Source organism: Micromonospora sp. NPDC003241, from assembly GCF_053589795.1.
In genome coordinates, this window is record NZ_JBSFSO010000044.1 from 19,717 (window position 1) to 36,518 (window position 16,802).

Consider the following 16,802-nt stretch of genomic DNA (forward strand, 5'->3'; position numbering starts at 1 on the left):
GGCATTCGAGGGGCATCTCCGTCGCACCTCAGATGCGCGAAACAGTCCCGCCCGCAACACGCCGAGACCGGGCGGACAGCGCCACTCAGAGTGGCTACCGTGCGGCGCAACGTGACGCTCGGACGGGGGTCGGCAGATGAACGAGACACTGCGGTTGGCGATGGCGGACAAGGGCGAGACCGCCCAGTCGTTGGCCGGGAAGGTCGGCGTCGACCCGAAGACGGCAAGTCGCTGGGTGGCCGTCGGGCGTACCCCGCATCCCGGCACCCGGGCCGCCGTCGCCGCCCTTCTCGGCCGTGAGTCGAAGGAACTCTGGCCGGAGCCGTACCGTCGCCGTGACATGCCCTGGTTCCAGGAGTGGGCCCAACTGGAGCAGATTGCCAGCTCGCTGCGGTCTTACGAGCCGCTGCTGGTGCCGGGCCTGATGCAGACGGAGGCGTACGCCCGGGCGGTGCTGGCGACCGGAGGCCTGGTCGCGCCGGCGCAGGTGGAGGAGATCGTGTCGGCGCGACTGGCCCGGCAGCGGGTGCTGGAGCGCGAGGTCCCACTGCAACTGGTGGCGGTGATCGACGAGGTGGTGCTGCGTCGGCGGGTGGGCGGCGACCAGGCGGTGATGGCCGGGCAACTGCTCCACCTGGCCGAGCTGGGTGAGCGGGAGCACGTGCAGGTCCGGGTGATCCCGGCGGAGAACCCGTGGCACACCGGCCTGGCCGGGCCGTTCGTGCTGGCCCGGACGCCGGACGGCGCCGAGGCGGCCTATCTGGACAATCAGCTGCGCGGTCAGGTGGTGACCGAGCGTGCCGACCTTGCTAGCCTGGGCGCGAGATGGGAGAGCGTCACCGGTAAGGCGCTGCCCCGCCGCCGGTCCATCGAGCTGATCAGGGAAGTGGCGACGACATGGACATGACCGACGCCCGCTGGCGCACCGCCACCCGCAGCAGCAACAACGGCGGCGACTGTGTCGAGGTGGCCGACAACCTGCCCGGCCGGATCCTGGTGCGCGACAGCAAGGATCGAGCCGGCGGCACCCTGACCTTCACTCCCGACGCCTGGCGCGCGTTCGTCACCACACCCCCGCGCTGACCTCCCGCACCGACTCTTCCGCGTGCGCACCGACCCTTCCGCGTGCGTGCCGACCCTTCCGTGCACTGACCCTTCCGTGCGCTGACCCTTCCGCGTGCGCGCCGATCCTTCCGCGCGCCGATCATGGAGTTGTGGCAGCGACAAACCAGGGCGATCGGCGCGTTTCCACGACCACAACTCCATGATCGGCGGGCGCACGGCGCACGGCGCACGGCGCGCGTGGCGCGCGTGGCGCGCGTGGCGCGGGGCGCGGGGCACGGGGCGAGAGGCGCGGCGAGGCGCGGCGAGGGCGCGGGGGAGACGGCGCGCGGCGGGACGCGGCGAGGCGGGGGCGCACGGGACGGGGGTGCGCGGGGTGAGGGCGAGTGGGGCGAGGGCGAGTGGGGCGAGGGCGAACCGGGCGGAGGTGCGTGGGGCGCACACTCAGGCGGTGCCCCAGCTGTAGGTCTGCTTGCGGAGTTTGAGGTAGACGAACGCCTCGGTGGAGAGCACTCCGGAGACTGCGCGCAGCCGTTGCAGGATCTCCAGCAGATGCTCGTCGTTGCGGCAGACCACCTCGGCCAGCAGGTCGAAGGAGCCGGCGGTGATCACCACGTAGTCGACCTCGTCCAGCTCGGCGATCCGGTCCGCGACGCTCTCCAGGTCGCCGTCGGTGCGCAGCCCGATCATGGCCTGACGGGGGAAGCCGAGCTGGAGCGGGTCGGTCACCGCGACGATCTGCATCACCCCGGCGTCGAGCAGCCGCTGTACGCGTTGGCGTACCGCCGCCTCGGAGAGGCCGACCGCCTTGCCGATGGTGGCGTACGGGCGGCGGCCGTCCTGCTGGAGCTGTTCGATGATCTGCTTGGCCACGTCGTCGAGCAGTACGTGGCTGGCGCCCTCCCGCACGCTGACCCGGCGTCCGCCGGTGCCGTTGTCCTGCTGCCGGTTCGTCATCGACCGCTCCCCATGTCCGTCACGGCGCTGAGCCTAACGCCACCGGGCAGTCTGGCGTAATTCGTCGTCCACGGCTATTGCGGCTACGGAATCCCTTGTCGGGGAGGTTTCCTCATGTCAGGATCAGTCGTCCATCGCCACTGACCCTCCCGTCGGCGCGCCCACCCCCGTCCCGCCGCCGACGATGACCTGTAGGAGTCGTCACATGCGAAACGCTTACCGGCCCCTCACCCGGCGTGGTCTGCTCACCGGCACCCTCGGCTCGGCCGCGCTGCTCGCGGCGGGCGGCACCCTCGCCGGGTGCGGCACCCCCGGCGCGCAGCAGACCGAGGCCGGTTGTGTCAGCGAGGACCTGTCCGGCACGGAGAAGACTCTCGCCTTCTCCAACTGGCCGCAATACATGGACGTCGACGACGACGACGCGTCGAAGCGTCCCAGTCTCGACAAGTTCGTCACCGACACCGGCATCCAGGTGACCTACACCGAGGACGTCAACGACAACAACGAGTTCTTCGGCAAGGTGCAGAACCAGCTCGCCGCCTGTCAGGGCACCGGGCGGGACGTCATGGTGCTCACCGACTGGATGGCCGCCCGGATGATCCGGCTCGGCTGGATCCAGCGGCTCGACAAGTCGAAGCTGCCCAACGTCGAGGCGAACCTGCTGCCGTCGCTGCGGAACCGTCCCTTCGACGTGGACAACCACCTCGCCGTGCCGTGGCAGTCGGGCCTGGCCGGGTTGGCGTACAACGGGCGGGTCACCCGGGAGATCCGGACCGTCGACGAGTTGCTCACCCGCGCCGACCTCAAGGGCAAGGTGACCGCGCTGACCGAGATGCGCGACACCATGGGGCTGCTGCTGATGTCGAACGGTCACAACCCGGCTGACTTCACCGCCAACCAGTTCGACGACGCCCTCAACAAGCTCAAGAAGGCGGTCGACTCCGGGCAGATCCGCCGGTTCACCGGCAACGACTACGCCCCCGACCTGGCCAAGGGCGACATCGCGGCGTGCATCGGGTGGTCCGGCGACATCATCCAGCTCGGCTTCGATGACGAGCAGATCAAGTTCGTGGTGCCCGACTCTGGCGTGACGCTCTGGTCGGACAACATGCTCGTGCCGAACAAGGCCACCCACAGGGGCAACGCCGAGGCCCTGATGAACCACTACTACGAACCGGCCATCGCCGCCCAGCTCGCCGCGTACGTCAACTACATCTGTCCGGTGCAGGGCGCGCAGGAGGAGATGGAGAAGATCGACCCGGAGCTGGCCGCGAACCCGCTGATCTTCCCGGACGAGGCGATCCTCTCCAAGGCCCGCGTCTTCATGGCCCTGGACGAGCAGCAGGAGCGCGAGTACGAGACCAAGTTCCAGCAGGTTATCGGAGCGTGACGATGGCGCGGGACACTCCGGCCGGCGACCTGAGGCTGGCCGAACTCACCAAGACGTTCGGCCCGTTCACCGCCGTCGACGACCTGAGCCTGACCATTCCGCAGGGCTCGTTCTTCGCCCTGCTCGGCGCCTCCGGCTGCGGGAAGACCACGACGCTGCGGATGATCGCCGGGCTGGAGGAGCCGACCAGCGGGCAGGTGCTGCTCGGTGACCGGGACATCGCCCGGCTGCGGCCGTACAAGCGGCCGGTCAACACCGTGTTCCAGAGCTACGCCCTCTTCCCGCACCTGGACATCTTCGAGAACGTCGCCTTCGGCCTGCGGCGGCGCGGCATCCGCTCGGTCGACGGGCAGGTCCGCGAGATGCTGTCGCTGGTGCAGCTCGACGGGTACGAGCGGCGTCGCCCGGCCCAGCTCTCCGGCGGGCAGCAGCAACGGGTCGCGCTGGCCCGGGCCTTGATCAACCACCCGCAGGTGCTCCTGCTGGACGAGCCGCTCGGCGCGCTCGACCTCAAGCTGCGCCGGCAGATGCAGATCGAGCTCAAGCGCATCCAGACCGAGGTCGGCATCACCTTCGTGCACGTCACCCACGACCAGGAGGAGGCCATGACGATGGCCGACACGGTCGCGGTGATGAACGCCGGGCGGATCGAGCAACTCGGCCCACCCGCCGAGATCTACGAGTTCCCGGCGACCGCGTTCGTGGCCAACTTTCTCGGCCAGTCCAACCTGATCGCGGGCGAGGTCTCCAGCACCGACGGCGACGACCTCCTGATCACCGCGCACGGCGCGCGGTTCTCCGTGCCGTCGGCGCGGGCCCGCACCGACCAGGGTCCGGTCTTCCTGGGCGTACGCCCCGAGAAACTGCACCTGGTCGGCGCCGCCGTGCAGGTGCCCGCCGGCAACCAGCACCTCGAAGGCACCGTCACCGATGCCTCCTACGTCGGGGTGAGCACGCAGTACCTGCTGCGCACCGGCTGGGGCACCGAGCTGAGCGTCTTCGTCGCCAACAGCGGTGCGCAGCAGCGCTTCGCCGTCGGCGAGCGGGCCGTGGCGTACTGGGATCCGCAGCACGCCTTCCTGCTCGGTCGCCGCGCCGACGAGGAGGACCGCACCACTCCGGTCCTGGACGAGCCGGTCGGTGCGTCCTCATGAGCCAGCGAAGCGAGACCACGGCGTGAGCGCGCTGGCTCACGTACCCACCGGCTCCGGGCAGCCGGCGTCGCCGCCGCCGGCTGCCCGATCGGGGCGGTACCGCCTCCTGCCGTACCTGTTGCTGCTGCCGGGCGCGGCCTGGCTGCTTCTCTTCTTCGCCCTGCCGCTGGTGCAGCTCGCCGCGGCCAGCCTCTACGACCCGAACGGCACGCTCTCCACCGGGTACGCGATGACCTGGGCGTTCGGGAACTACCCGACGGCGTTGCAGGCGTACTGGCCGCAGTTCAGCCGCTCGTTCCTGTACGCGGGCATCGCCCTGGTGCTGGCGCTGCTGATGGGCTACCCGCTGGCGTACGCGATCGCGCAGAAGGCCGGCCGGTGGAAGAACCTGCTGCTGGTCTGCGTGATCGCCCCGATGTTCACCAGCTTCCTGGTGCGTACGCTGGCCTGGAAGACCATCCTCTCGGACAACGGCTGGTTGGTCGGGCTGCTGCGGGACGTGCACCTGCTCGGGCCGGACGGGCGGCTGCTGGCCACCCCGATCGCGGTGGTGCTCGGCCTGACGTACAACTTCCTGCCGTTCCTGGTGCTGCCGCTGTACGCGAGCCTGGAGCGGCTCGACTACCGGCTGCTGGAGGCGTCCAGCGACCTGTACGCCAGCCCGCTGAAGACGTTCCGCCGGGTCACCCTGCCGCTCTCGATGCCGGGCCTGATCGCCGGGACGCTGCTGTTCTTCATCCCGGCCACCGGCGACTACATCAACGCCGAACTGCTCGGTACGCCTAACCAGTACATGATCGGCAACGTCATCGACTCGGCGTTCCTGGTCCGGCTGGACTACCCGCAGGGCGCGGCGCTGTCGTTCCTGCTGATGTCGGCGATCCTCGCGGTGGTCTTCGTCTATCTGCGGCGGGCCGGCACGGAGGAGGTCCTATGACCAGGTTCTCCCGGTGGTTGGCGCAGCACTGGGTGATGGGCGTGGCCCTGCTGGTGCTCGGCTACCTGTTCCTGCCGATCGCCGTGGTCGGCGCGTTGTCGTTCAACCGCCCCTCCAACCGGCTCTCCTACGACTTCCACGAGTTCACGTTCGACAACTGGCGCAACCCGTGCGCCACGTCCGACATGTGCGACGCGGTGGTCCGCAGCGTGCAGATCGGCTTCATCGCCACCGTCGCGGCCACCGCGCTCGGCACGTTGATGGCGTTCGCGCTGGTCCGGCACCGGTTCCGGGGACGGTCCGGGCTCAACGTGCTGATCTTCCTGCCGATGGCCACGCCGGAGCTGGTGATGGGCACCTCGTTGCTGGCCCTCTTCGTCGCCGGTGCGGTGCCGCTGGGCTTCTGGACCATCGTCATCGCGCACGTGATGTTCTGCCTGTCGTTCGTGGTGGTGACGGTCAAGGCGCGGCTGGCCGGGATGGACCGGCGGCTGGAGGAGGCCGCGATGGACCTCTACGCCAGCGAGTGGCAGACGTTCCGCCGCATCACGCTGCCGCTGGTGCTGCCCGGCATCGTGGCCGCCGCGCTGCTGGCGTTCTCGCTCAGCTTCGACGACTTCATCATCACCAACTTCAACTCCGGCACCACCGTCACGTTCCCGATGTACGTCTGGGGTGCCGCCCAGCGGGGCATCCCGCCGCAGGTCAACGTCATCGGCACCGCCATGTTCGCGATCGCGCTGCTGCTGGTGCTGGCCAGCATGCTGCGGGGGCGACGGGCCCGCCGGGCGTCGATCGCCGTGCCGGCTCCCCGGGCGACAAGCCGGTCATGACCGGGCCATCCGCCGGCCGGGCGCTCGCCGACGCGGTACGCGCGCCGTACTGGCTGGACCGGCCGGAACGCCCCGACCCGTTGCCGCCGCTGCCCGGCCCGACCACCGCCGACCTGCTGGTGATCGGGGGCGGCTACAGCGGGTTGTGGGCTGCCCTGCTGGCCAAGCGGGCCGACCCGGCGCGGGACGTGCTGCTGGTGGAGGCGGGCACCTGCGGCTGGGCGGCCTCCGGGCGCAACGGCGGGTTCTGTGCCGCCTCGCTGACGCACGGGCTGGCCAACGGGGTGCAGCGGTTCCCGGACGAGATCGGGACGCTGGAACGGCTCGGCCGGGAGAACCTGGACGCCATCGCCGCCACCGTGGCGGAGCACCGGATCGACTGCGACTTCGCGCGGACCGGCGAACTGTCGGTGGCGGTCGAGCCGTACCAGCTCGACGGGCTGGCCGCCGACGCCGCGCTGGCCGGGCGGTACGGGCACGACGTCAGCCTGCTCGACGCCGACGAGGTGCGCGCCGAGGTCGACTCGCCGACGTACCTGGGCGGACTGTGGGACCGTGACCGGGTGGCGATGCTCGACCCGGCGCGGTTGGCCTGGGGACTGCGCCGGGCCTGCGTGGACCTCGGCGTCCGGGTGCACGAGCACACCCGGGTCACCGGCCTGCACCGGGACACCAACGCGCTGCTGGCCCGCACCGTCGCCGCCGACGGCAGCCCCGGGGCGGTCCGCGCGGCCAGGGTGGTGCTCGCCACCAACGCGTTCCCGCCGCTGCTGCGCCGCCTGCGCACCTGGATCGTGCCGGTGTACGACTACGCGTTGACCACCGAGCCGTTGACGCCCGCGCAACGTGACGCCGTCGGCTGGCGCAATCGGCAGGGGCTGGCCGACACCGGCAACCAGTTCCACTACTACCGGCTCACCGACGACGGGCGGATCCTGTTCGGCGGCTACGACGCGGTCTACCACTACGGCAACCGGATGACGCCGGCACTGGAACAGCGCGACGCCACCTTCACCGCCCTCGCCCGCCACTTCTTCACCACCTTCCCGCAGCTCGCCGACGTCCGGTTCAGCCACCGCTGGGGCGGGGTGATCGACACCAGCACCCGGTTCTGCGCCTTCTTCGGCACGGCGTACTCCGGTCGGCTCGCGTACGCGGCCGGGTACACCGGACTCGGCGTCGGGGCGACCCGGTTCGGTGCCCGGGTGATGCTCGACCTGCTCGACGGCGTGGACAGCCCACTGACCCGGCTCGACCTGGTCCGCAGCCGTCCACTGCCGTTCCCGCCCGAACCGGCCCGCGCGGTCGGCATCGGGCTCACCCGCTGGTCCATGGCCCGGGCCGACACCGCTCAGGGGCGGCGCAACCTGTGGCTCCGTACGCTTGATCGCTTCGGTCTGGGGTTCGACTCGTGATGCGTGTGCTGCTGATCGGGGCCGGAGGCGTCGGTTCCGCCGTCGTCGCCATCGCGGCCCGACGTGCCTTCTTCGACACCATGGTGGTCGCCGACCACGACGAGACCCGCGCCGCGCGGGCCGTCGCCGGATCCGACGCCCGCTTCGTCGCCGCCGGCGTCGACGCCGCCTCGGCCGAGGCGGTCGCGGCACTCTGCCGCGAACACCGGATCACCCACGTGCTCAACGCGGTCGACCCACGCTTCGTCATGCCGATCTTCGACGGTGCGTACGCGGCCGGCGCCGACTACCTCGACATGGCGATGTCGCTGTCCCGCCCGCACCCGACCCGGCCCCACCAGGAGACCGGCGTGATGCTCGGCGACGCGCAGTTCGCGGCGGCCGACCGCTGGACGGAGGCCGGGCGGCTGGCGCTGTGCGGGATCGGTGTCGAACCCGGCCTCTCCGACGTCTTCGCCCGCTACGCCGCCGACGAGCTGTTCCGCGAGATCGACGAGATCGGGGTACGCGACGGCGCGAACCTGACCGTCGACGGCTACGACTTCGCCCCGTCGTTCTCCATCTGGACCACCATCGAGGAGTGCCTGAACCCGCCGGTGATCTGGGAGGCCGACCGGGGCTGGTTCACCACCGAGCCGTTCAGCGAGCCGGAGGTGTTCGACTTCCCCGAGGGGATCGGGCCGGTCGAGTGCGTCAACGTGGAGCACGAGGAGGTGCTGCTGATCCCGCGCTGGGTGCCGGCGAAGCGGGTCACCTTCAAGTACGGCCTCGGCGCGGAGTTCATCGAGGTGCTCAAGACGCTGCACAAGCTCGGTCTCGCCGCGACGGAGCCGGTGCGGGTGGGCGCGGTCTCCGTGTCGCCGCGCGACGTGGTGGCCGCCTGCCTGCCCGACCCGGCCACGCTCGGCGACCGGATGCGCGGCAAGACCTGCGCCGGCACGTACGTCACCGGTACCGGCACCGACGGCCAGCCGCGCCGGGTCTACCTCTATCACGTGGTCGACAACGAGTGGTCGATGCGCGAGTACGGCCACCAGGCGGTGGTCTGGCAGACCGCGGTGAACCCGGTCGTCGCCCTGGAGTTGCTGGCCGACGGCGTGTGGTCGGGCAGCGGGGTGCTCGGTCCGGAGGCCTTGCCGCCCAAGCCCTTCCTCGACCTGCTGACCGCGTACGGCTCGCCGTGGGGGATGGCGGAACGATGACCCGGTACGGCCCGATGTACGGCCCCGACGTGACGTTCCTCGGCGTACCGCCCTGCACGATCGAGGAGCCCGTCACGTACGCCGAGGCCGACGTGGTGATCATCGGCGCGCCCTTCGACGGCGGCACCTCGCACCGCCCCGGCACCCGGTTCGGCCCGTCCGCCATCCGGCAGGCGTGCTACCTGCCGCACGACGGCTCCCGCCCCTCGCTGGCGCTGCGCGTCGACGCGCTGCGTGACCTGTGCGTCTACGACGCCGGTGACGTCGAGATGTTCTCCGGCGACATCGAACGGTCGCTGTCTGCGCTGGAAACCGCCGTGTACGCGGTCGCCTCGGCCGGTGCGATCCCGGTGGTCCTCGGCGGCGACCACTCCATCGCCCTGCCCGACGCCACCGGGGTGGCCCGGCACCACGGGCTGGGCCGGGTGTCGCTGGTGCACTTCGACGCGCACGCCGACACCGGCGACATCGAGTTCGGCTCGCTGCACGGCCACGGCCAGCCGATGCGTCGACTGATCGAGTCCGGCGCGGTACGCGGCGACCGGTTCCTCCAGATCGGCCTGCGCGGCTACTGGCCGGGCCCGTCGACGCTGTCCTGGATGGCCGAGCAGCGCATGCGCTCGTACGAGATGACCGAGATCGTGGCCCGTGGCCTGGACGACTGCCTCACTGAGGCGTTCGGCATCGCGACCGACGAGTGCGAGGGCGTCTTCCTCTCCGTCGACGTGGACGTGGTCGACCCGGGCATGGCCCCCGGCACCGGTACCCCCGAACCGGGCGGCTTCACCAGTCGACAACTGCTCGACGCGGTCCGCCGGGTCTGCTACGAACTCCCCGTGGTCGGGGTGGACGTGGTCGAGGTCGCACCACCGTACGACCACGCCGACATCACCGCGTACCTCGGAAACCGGGTCGTCCTGGAGGCGCTGTCGGCCATCGCCCGCCGCCGTCGCGACGCCACCGGCGGCCCACCCTGGAACCCCACCCAACCCCTCCTCGACAGCCGCTGACCCGCGACGGCACCCTTGCTGGGTTTAGCTCGGGCTATAGTTCTGCCATGGGTTCTGGTCGCCGCCGTTGGCAGGTCCGAGTCACGGGAGAGGTCCGCCGGTGGCTCCAGGATCTCCGTCGGGACGACTCGGACACCTACGAACGTGTCCGGGCGGCCGTGGACATGTTGGCGGAGATCGGGCCGGGGTTGGGACGTCCCCTCGTGGACACGCTTCGAGGGAGCAGCGTCAGCAATCTGAAGGAGTTGCGACCGAGGTCGGGTCGGGATGTCGCCATTCGTGTGCTGTTCGTCTTCGATCCATGGTCGCAGGCCGTGCTTCTGGTCGCCGGCAACAAGGCGCACAACTGGACGCAGTGGTACAAGGAGAACATCCCGTTGGCCGAGCTGGCCTACAAGGCGTGGCTCGACAGCGAGTACGAGCGTAGGGGGGAATCGTGACCGAGTTCCACGACTGGGACGAGGTGCGTGCGGAGCTCGGCGGTGACGACGCCGCCCACGACGAGGAGCGGGCCAGGACCGAGGCGTGGGTGAGCGCCTACCACCTCGCTGAGGAACGCAAGCGGCTCGGGCTCACGCAGCGAGAGGTGGCCGAGCTCATGGGAGTGACCCCGGGGCGGGTCAGCCAGATCGAGAACGGCGACCTCGACGTCAACGAGGTCGCCACGTTGAGTCGGTACGCCAACGCACTCGGAGCCCGACTCCGCATCATCTTCGACTACGGCAACGACCTTCGCCAGATCGCCTGAACACCCTTGGTGCCCGGTGGGCCCGTTCCGCAGCCGCAGTGGGCTCGTCCGCTGGATCGCGCCTTGCGAGCGTGAGGTGGGTCACTCTCTGTCACGTGGTGGGGGTGGGGGTGGGACGTAAGTACTGATCAGGCGCGTGGGGGCGATTGGCGCGCGCGAGCATTTGTAGTGACGTCGTCGACGTGGAGTATTGCTGCGGCGGGCACTTACGTAACCCTTATCTTCCGCCTGCGAACGTATGCCCGGCAGACGACGGATCACGGGGGCGAAGAGCGTGCGGGTGTTGGTGGCGGACGACGAGCGGCTGCTGGCGGACATGGTCGCCGAGGGCCTCAGGCGGCTCTCGATGGCGGTGGACGTCTGCTATGACGGTGACGGCGCGTTGGAGCGGATCGGGGTCAACCGCTACGACGTGGCGGTGCTGGACCGGGACATGCCGGGCCACACCGGCGACGAGGTGTGCCGCAGTCTGGCCGGGTCCGGTTCCGGCACCCGGGTGCTCATGCTCACCGCCGCCGCCGGCATCCGGGACCGGGTGGAGGGTCTCGGGCTCGGTGCCGACGACTATCTCACCAAGCCGTTCGCCTTTGCCGAGCTGGTCGCCCGGGTGCAGGCGCTCGGTCGGCGGTCCGCGCCGGCGGTGCCGCCGGTGCTGGAGCAGCACGGGGTGGCGCTGGACGTGGCGCGGCACTCGGTCACCCGGGACGGCCGGTCGGTCAGCCTGAGCCCGAAGGAGTTCGCCGTGCTGCACGTGCTGATGCGCGCGGACGGGCGGGTGGTCAGCTCGGAGGAGCTGCTGGAGCAGGCGTGGGACGAGTTCGCCGACCCGTTCACCAACACCGTCCGGGTCACCGTGATGACCTTGCGGAAGAAGCTCGCTACGCCTCAGGTCATCCACACCGTGCCCCGGGCCGGTTACCGGATCGGGGCTGCGTCGTGACACCGCGTCGCAGGATCGTGCTGGTCGGCGTGGTCGCCCTGATCGCCGGGTACGCCCTGCCGGGGTTGACCGTGTCGGTGGTGAGCGAGCTGTGGTGGCGGGTCCGGGGGCTCTGTTCCAGCGGGCTGCCCGGCGGCGGGTTGGTGTGCGAGCCGGCGCAGCGTCTGAGCGGTCTCGCGCTTCCGCTGCTGGCCCTGGTCATGTTCCTGCTCGCGGTGGCGGCGATCTGGGGCGCTGCCGTCTGGTGCCTGCGTCCGGTCCGGGACCTCGCCGGTCCGATCTCGAACGTCGGGCCGCAGAACCTCGGCTACCGCATCCGGATGCGCGGCAACGACGAGGTGGCCCGGTTGGCCCGGTCGCTCGACGAGATGATGGAGCGCATCGCCGCCGGGTACGAGGGGCAGCGGCGGTTCGCCGCGAACGCCTCGCACGAGCTGCGTACGCCGTTGGCGGTGCAGCGCACGCTGATCGAGGTCGGGATGGCCCGCTCCCTCAGCGGCGAGCAGTTGGAGCTGGTGACCGGCCAACTGTTGGAGACCAACGAGCGCAACGAACGGCTGATCGAGGGACTCCTCGCGCTCAGCGAGAGCGACCAGGGGCTGCGGTCCCGCCTGCCGCAGCGCCTCGACGAGGTCGTCAAGGAGGTGCTGGCCGCGTACCAGGACCGGATCACCGAGGCCGAGGTGACCGTCAGCACCCACCTGGAGCCCCGGACCGTGATGGGGGAGCGGGTGCTGCTGGAACGCCTGGTCACCAACCTGGTCGAGAACGCGATCAAGTACAACCACCGGGGCGGCGCGATCAGCGTCACGGTCGGCGGCAACCCGGCGCTGACCGTGGTCAACACCGGCCAGGTGGTGCCGGCCGAGGCGGTGTCCGGGCTCTTCGAGCCGTTCCGCCGGCTGGCCCGGGACCGCACCAACCAGAGCGGTGGTGCCGGTCTGGGACTGGCCATCGCCCGCTCGATCACGCAGGCGCACGACGGCCTGATCGCCGCCCGCCCTGCCGAGTACGGCGGCCTTCGGGTCGACGTCCAGCTACCCCAGGCGCCCTGAGCCGGCGGGGTCGTCGATCCGCGAGGCCCGATGCGAAGGCATCGGCACTGGTGACACCAATCTCTGGTCCACAGTGAACGCTTCACCCTCGGCAATCGTCGTTTCGTCCGGAGCATCACCTTTCGCCTGCGCGAAATGTCCGTCCTTCGTCGGATGAGGAGACCCTGTGCGCACTCCTGAGCTGGTCGCGCCCACCACCGGCGCCCGCCCGAGCGGCGGGCGGTTGGACTGGGCGGACGTCGCCAAGGGCGGCTGCATCCTGCTGGTCCTCCTCTGGCACGTGATCATGAAGGACTACCTCCAGATCGACTGGCGGCTGGAGGTGCCGGTGGCGGGCGCCTGGGGGACGCTCGGCGAACTGCTGCTGCCGATGCGGATGCCGCTGTTCTTCACCATCTCCGGGATGTTCGCGGCCACCGCCGTGCAACGCCCGTGGCGGGCGGTCGGCCGCCCGCGCATCGCCAGGTTCCTCTACCTGTACGTGATCTGGCTGCTGATCCACACCGCACTGCTGGCCCTCGCACCGGGCTTCCCGACCGACCGGGCGACAAACCCGGGGGAGTTGCTGGCACAGCTGACGGTCACCCCGTCCAACCTCTGGTACCTGTACGCGTTGGCGCTCTACTTCGTACTCGCCAAGGCGTTGCGGCGGGTCCACCCGGCGCTGCTGCTGGCCGCGGCGGGTGCGCTCAGCGCGGTCGCCGCGGTGGGGCTGCTCGACACCCCCGGCAACCGGGGCGGGCTCTATCAGAACCTGGTGTTCTTCCTCGCCGGCCTGCACCTGCGCCAGTACGTGCAGCGCTGGTCGGCGGGGGTGACCACCGGGCGTCTGCTGCTGGCGGCCGGCGGGTACCTCGCCGTGCTGGCCGCCGTGCGGGTGACCGGAGCCGGGCAGGTGCCCGGGGTGACGCCGCTGGTCTCCGTCGTCGCGGTGCTGGTCGGCGTCGCCCTGGCGGTGCAACTGGCGCGGTGGCCGCTGATCCGCGAGCCGCTCGCCGCTCTCGGTCGACAGACGCTGCCGATCTACGTGATCCACATGCCGGTGCTGGCACTCCTGCACCGACTGATCGCCGAACCCATCGCCGACCTGGGTGACTCCGCCCGGCTCGCGTTGGCCTTCGGCTACCCGTTCTCGCTCACCGTCCTGGTGCTGGCGCTCAGCCTCGGCCTGCACCGGGCGTTGCTGGCGGCGCGCGCGACCTGGCTGTTCGACCTGCCGGCTCGCCGCGCGCCGATCGACTCGACAAGGGAGACGACATGTCCCACACCGATGCCGCCGAACCCGATCGGCCAACGGTCGACGTGACAGCGGCCGCACGCTGGCTCGACGGCCAGGTGCTGCGTACCCCGCTGCTGCGGTCCCCGGTGATCGACCGGCTGGTCGGCGCGCAGGTGCTGCTCAAGGCGGAGAACCTACAGACCGGCGGCTCGTACAAGATGCGGGGCGGGTTGTACGCGGTGGGGCGCCTCGCCGCCGCCGGTCACGGCGGTGTGGTCGCGCAGAGCACCGGCAACCACGCCGTCGCGGTCGCCCTGGCGGCCCGCCGGCACGAGATGGCCGCCACGGTGGTGCTGCCGGTCGACGCGACGCCGTCGAAGGTGGCACGGGCCCGTGGGGCCGGTGCCCGGGTGGTCCTCGCCGGCTCCAGCGTGGAGGAACGGCTGGCGGTCGCGCGCCGGATCAGCGACGAGACCGGTCACCCGATCGTCGACGCGTACGACCACCCGGACGTGATCTCGGGACAGGGCAGCGCCAGCCTCGAACTGATCGAGGACGCCGAGCGGGCGGGCACGCCGCTGGACACGTTGATCCTGCCGGTCGGTGGGGGCGGCGGCGCCGCCGGTGCCTGCCTGGCCGCCTCCGACCGGCCCATCGACGTGTACGGCGTGGAGCCGGTCGGCTGCGACTCCCTGGCGCACAGCCTGGTCGCCGGTCGACCGACGCCGGTCCCGCCGGCGGCGACGATCGCCGACGGGCTGCGGCCGTCCTGCGTCGGCGAGCTGCCTTTCGACATCCTGCGGACCCGCCTGCGCGGCGTGGTCCGGGTGGACGACGACGAGATCGCGGCGGCGTTCCGGCTGCTCCTGATGGAGCTGAAGGTGCTGGCCGAGCCCTCCGGCGCGGCCGGTCTGGCCGGTGCCCTGAGCCTGGCCGCCAACGGTGCGACGCGCGTCATCGTCGGCTCTGCCGCACCGGTCGTCGTACCCGGCGACGGCTCTCGACAGCGCACGGTCGGCGTGGTGCTGACCGGCGGAAACGTGGAAGCGGACCTGGTCGCCCGGCTGGCGACCCCGGTCCTGCCAAGAGAAGGAGTGGCGGTATGAGTGCTGAGGTACGTATCGGGATCCTGTTCGGTGGGCCGTCGGCGGAGCACGACGTCTCCTGCGCCTCGGCGCTCGGGGTGGCGCGGGCGTTGTCCGGCGGCGGGTACCGGGTCGTCGCCATCGGGGTGACCCGCAGCGGCCGTTTTCGCCTGATGCCGGACGACGTGTTACGTCAGTTCCTGGAGGGCACCGGCGGGGAACGGGCCATCGACGACCGGTTCACGGTGACCGGCCCGGCGGTGGAGTTGCGGGCCGGGTGGCGGCGCGGCACCGCCCTGGTCACCGCAGCAGACCCGCCGGGTGCGGTGCAGGCCGAGTTGGACGTGGTCTTCCCGGTGCTGCACGGCCCGTTCGGCGAGGACGGTGTGGTGCAGGGGCTGCTCGAATCGCTCGGTGTGCCGTACGCGGGCTGCGGCATCCTCGCCTCGGCGGTCGGCATGGACAAGGTGGCCATGAAGCGGGCGCTGCGCGCCGAAGGGGTGCCGGTCACGCCGTACGTCTCCTTCGACGCGCCGACCTACCGGGCCACCGAGGACCCGGAGAAGCTGGTGGTCGAGCTGCGTCGGCCGCTGTTCGTCAAGCCGGCCCGGATGGGTTCCTCGATCGGGATCTCCCGGGTCGGTGAGGGCGACGACCTGGCGGCGGCGGTCGAGGAGGCGCTGCGACACGACAACCTGGTCATCGTGGAGCAGGGGGTCACCGCGCGGGAACTGGAGTGCGGCGTACTCGGGGGGAACCGGCCGGAGGCGTCGGCGGTCGGCGAGGTCACGGTCACCGGCGGCTGGTTCGACTACCGGCAGAAGTACTTCGGCGACAGCGACCCGATGGTGGTCCCGGCGGTGCTGTCGGACGAGGTGACCGAGCGGATCCGGGAGTTGTCGCTGCGCGCGTTCGCCGCGATCGGCGGCTGGGGACTGGCCCGGGTCGACTTCCTCTATGACGAGGAGGCCGGCGAACTGTACGTCAACGAGCTGAACACGATGCCCGGCTTCACCGCGCACTCGATGTACCCGAAGGTGTGGGCGGAGAGCGGCGTCGGCTACCGGGAGATCGTGGACCGGCTCGTCGCGCTGGCGATCAGCCGGCACGCGGAGCGGCCCGGCGGCACGGGGGAGATGCCGTGATCCTGCTCTGCGATCCACGGGTCGCGGCGGTGCCCGGCGCCGACGACGGTGAGCCCCTCGTCGACCTGCGCGGGATACCGGAACTGCGGCTGGACGGGCGGGCGGCCGACCCCGAGGGTGCGTACGCGCGACTGCGCAAGGGGGTGGCGGAGCGGTTGCTGGCCGCGCAGGACGCGCTGCCCGACGGGCTGCGCCTGCTGGTGATCGAGGGCTACCGGCCGTACCGGGCGCAGTTGGAGATCTTCTCCGGCTATCACGACGAGCTGCGGCGGGCACATCCCGACTGGTCGCCGGAGCGGGTGTACGAGGAGACCACGAAGTTCGTCTCGCCGGTCGACGTCGCGCCGCACAGCACCGGCGGTGCGGTGGACCTGACGCTCTGCACCGCCGACGGGGTGGAGCTGGACATGGGTACGGCGGTCGACGCCACCCCGGAGGCGAGCGGGAACGCCTGCTTCACCGCCGCGCCGACGATCGGCGAGGCGGCCCGCCGGAACCGCCGCGTCCTGATCGACGCGTTGACCGGCGCCGGGATGGTCAACTACCCGACGGAGTGGTGGCACTGGTCGTACGGGGATCGGTACTGGGCGCTGCTGACCGGAGCCCCGCACACCTGTTACGGACCGGTGTGACCGGCATGCCGCAGGGTT

General features: G+C 71.0%; 18 protein-coding genes. 17 read left to right on the forward strand and 1 reads right to left on the reverse strand.

The window, feature by feature from the left end; genetic code table 11:
• The first annotated feature begins 136 nt into the window (after nt 1-136).
• On the forward strand, nt 137-907 hold the full coding sequence (locus ACWDVW_RS26500) for a DUF5753 domain-containing protein (RefSeq protein ID WP_449953923.1): 771 nt from the start codon (nt 137-139) through the stop codon (nt 905-907).
• Entirely contained in the window at nt 898-1,083 is a 186-nt protein-coding gene (locus tag ACWDVW_RS26505) for a DUF397 domain-containing protein (RefSeq protein WP_449953926.1), read from the forward strand. The genes ACWDVW_RS26500 and ACWDVW_RS26505 overlap by 10 nt, the downstream gene beginning before the upstream one ends.
• 423 nt (nt 1,084-1,506) lie before the next feature.
• Here ACWDVW_RS26505 and ACWDVW_RS26510 read toward each other — a convergent pair whose 3' ends face one another.
• Entirely contained in the window at nt 1,507-2,019 is a 513-nt protein-coding gene (locus ACWDVW_RS26510) for an Lrp/AsnC family transcriptional regulator (RefSeq protein WP_131055490.1), read from the reverse strand.
• A 205-nt stretch (nt 2,020-2,224) separates the two neighbouring features.
• Here ACWDVW_RS26510 and ACWDVW_RS26515 point away from each other — a divergent pair, with 205 nt between their 5' ends.
• From ACWDVW_RS26515 to ACWDVW_RS26585, 15 genes are all read left to right on the forward strand, one after another.
• Nucleotides 2,225-3,409, forward strand: a complete 1,185-nt coding sequence (locus ACWDVW_RS26515) for an extracellular solute-binding protein (RefSeq protein WP_449953929.1) — start codon at nt 2,225-2,227, stop codon at nt 3,407-3,409.
• Nucleotides 3,410-3,411: 2 nt separating this feature from the next.
• Nucleotides 3,412-4,563: an ABC transporter ATP-binding protein gene (locus ACWDVW_RS26520; RefSeq protein WP_449954003.1), complete on the forward strand. Its 1,152-nt coding sequence runs from the start codon at nt 3,412-3,414 to the stop codon at nt 4,561-4,563.
• A gap of 22 nt (nt 4,564-4,585) precedes the next feature.
• Entirely contained in the window at nt 4,586-5,500 is a 915-nt protein-coding gene (locus ACWDVW_RS26525) for an ABC transporter permease (RefSeq protein WP_396740509.1), read from the forward strand.
• Nucleotides 5,497-6,333, forward strand: coding sequence for an ABC transporter permease (locus ACWDVW_RS26530; RefSeq protein WP_449953933.1), 837 nt, complete (start codon nt 5,497-5,499; stop codon nt 6,331-6,333). The genes ACWDVW_RS26525 and ACWDVW_RS26530 overlap by 4 nt, the downstream gene beginning before the upstream one ends.
• Nucleotides 6,330-7,748, forward strand: a complete 1,419-nt coding sequence (locus tag ACWDVW_RS26535) for an NAD(P)/FAD-dependent oxidoreductase (RefSeq protein WP_449953936.1) — start codon at nt 6,330-6,332, stop codon at nt 7,746-7,748. Before ACWDVW_RS26530 ends, ACWDVW_RS26535 begins: the two co-directional genes overlap by 4 nt.
• Nucleotides 7,748-8,950, forward strand: coding sequence for a saccharopine dehydrogenase family protein (locus ACWDVW_RS26540; RefSeq protein ID WP_449954006.1), 1,203 nt, complete (start codon nt 7,748-7,750; stop codon nt 8,948-8,950). Before ACWDVW_RS26535 ends, ACWDVW_RS26540 begins: the two co-directional genes overlap by 1 nt.
• Entirely contained in the window at nt 8,947-9,960 is a 1,014-nt protein-coding gene (speB, locus tag ACWDVW_RS26545; protein WP_449953938.1) for an agmatinase, read from the forward strand. Before ACWDVW_RS26540 ends, speB begins: the two co-directional genes overlap by 4 nt.
• Nucleotides 9,961-10,007: 47 nt before the next feature.
• Nucleotides 10,008-10,400, forward strand: a complete 393-nt coding sequence (locus ACWDVW_RS26550) for a type II toxin-antitoxin system RelE/ParE family toxin (protein ID WP_449953940.1) — start codon at nt 10,008-10,010, stop codon at nt 10,398-10,400.
• A complete protein-coding gene (locus ACWDVW_RS26555; protein ID WP_350698807.1) occupies nt 10,397-10,708 on the forward strand; it encodes a helix-turn-helix domain-containing protein in 312 nt (103 codons plus the stop codon). The genes ACWDVW_RS26550 and ACWDVW_RS26555 overlap by 4 nt, the downstream gene beginning before the upstream one ends.
• 274 nt (nt 10,709-10,982) lie before the next feature.
• The gene (locus ACWDVW_RS26560) at nt 10,983-11,648 is read left to right on the forward strand and encodes a response regulator transcription factor (RefSeq protein ID WP_449953944.1); all 666 of its coding nucleotides are present in this window, start codon (nt 10,983-10,985) and stop codon (nt 11,646-11,648) included.
• Nucleotides 11,645-12,703 carry a sensor histidine kinase gene (locus tag ACWDVW_RS26565; protein ID WP_449953947.1) on the forward strand — a complete coding sequence of 353 codons (1,059 nt, stop codon included), beginning with the start codon at nt 11,645-11,647 and terminating at the stop codon, nt 12,701-12,703. Before ACWDVW_RS26560 ends, ACWDVW_RS26565 begins: the two co-directional genes overlap by 4 nt.
• 166 nt (nt 12,704-12,869) lie before the next feature.
• Nucleotides 12,870-14,009 (forward strand): acyltransferase family protein, encoded by a 1,140-nt coding sequence (locus ACWDVW_RS26570; RefSeq protein ID WP_449953950.1) that lies wholly within the window; start codon nt 12,870-12,872, stop codon nt 14,007-14,009.
• On the forward strand, nt 13,961-15,028 hold the full coding sequence (locus ACWDVW_RS26575; RefSeq protein ID WP_449953953.1) for a threonine ammonia-lyase: 1,068 nt from the start codon (nt 13,961-13,963) through the stop codon (nt 15,026-15,028). The genes ACWDVW_RS26570 and ACWDVW_RS26575 overlap by 49 nt, the downstream gene beginning before the upstream one ends.
• Nucleotides 15,025-16,152, forward strand: coding sequence for a D-alanine--D-alanine ligase family protein (locus ACWDVW_RS26580; protein WP_449953955.1), 1,128 nt, complete (start codon nt 15,025-15,027; stop codon nt 16,150-16,152). Before ACWDVW_RS26575 ends, ACWDVW_RS26580 begins: the two co-directional genes overlap by 4 nt.
• Complete coding sequence (locus tag ACWDVW_RS26585) at nt 16,149-16,784, forward strand: M15 family metallopeptidase (RefSeq protein ID WP_449953958.1); 636 nt, start codon at nt 16,149-16,151, stop codon at nt 16,782-16,784. Before ACWDVW_RS26580 ends, ACWDVW_RS26585 begins: the two co-directional genes overlap by 4 nt.
• The last annotated feature ends 18 nt before the right edge of the window (nt 16,785-16,802 follow it).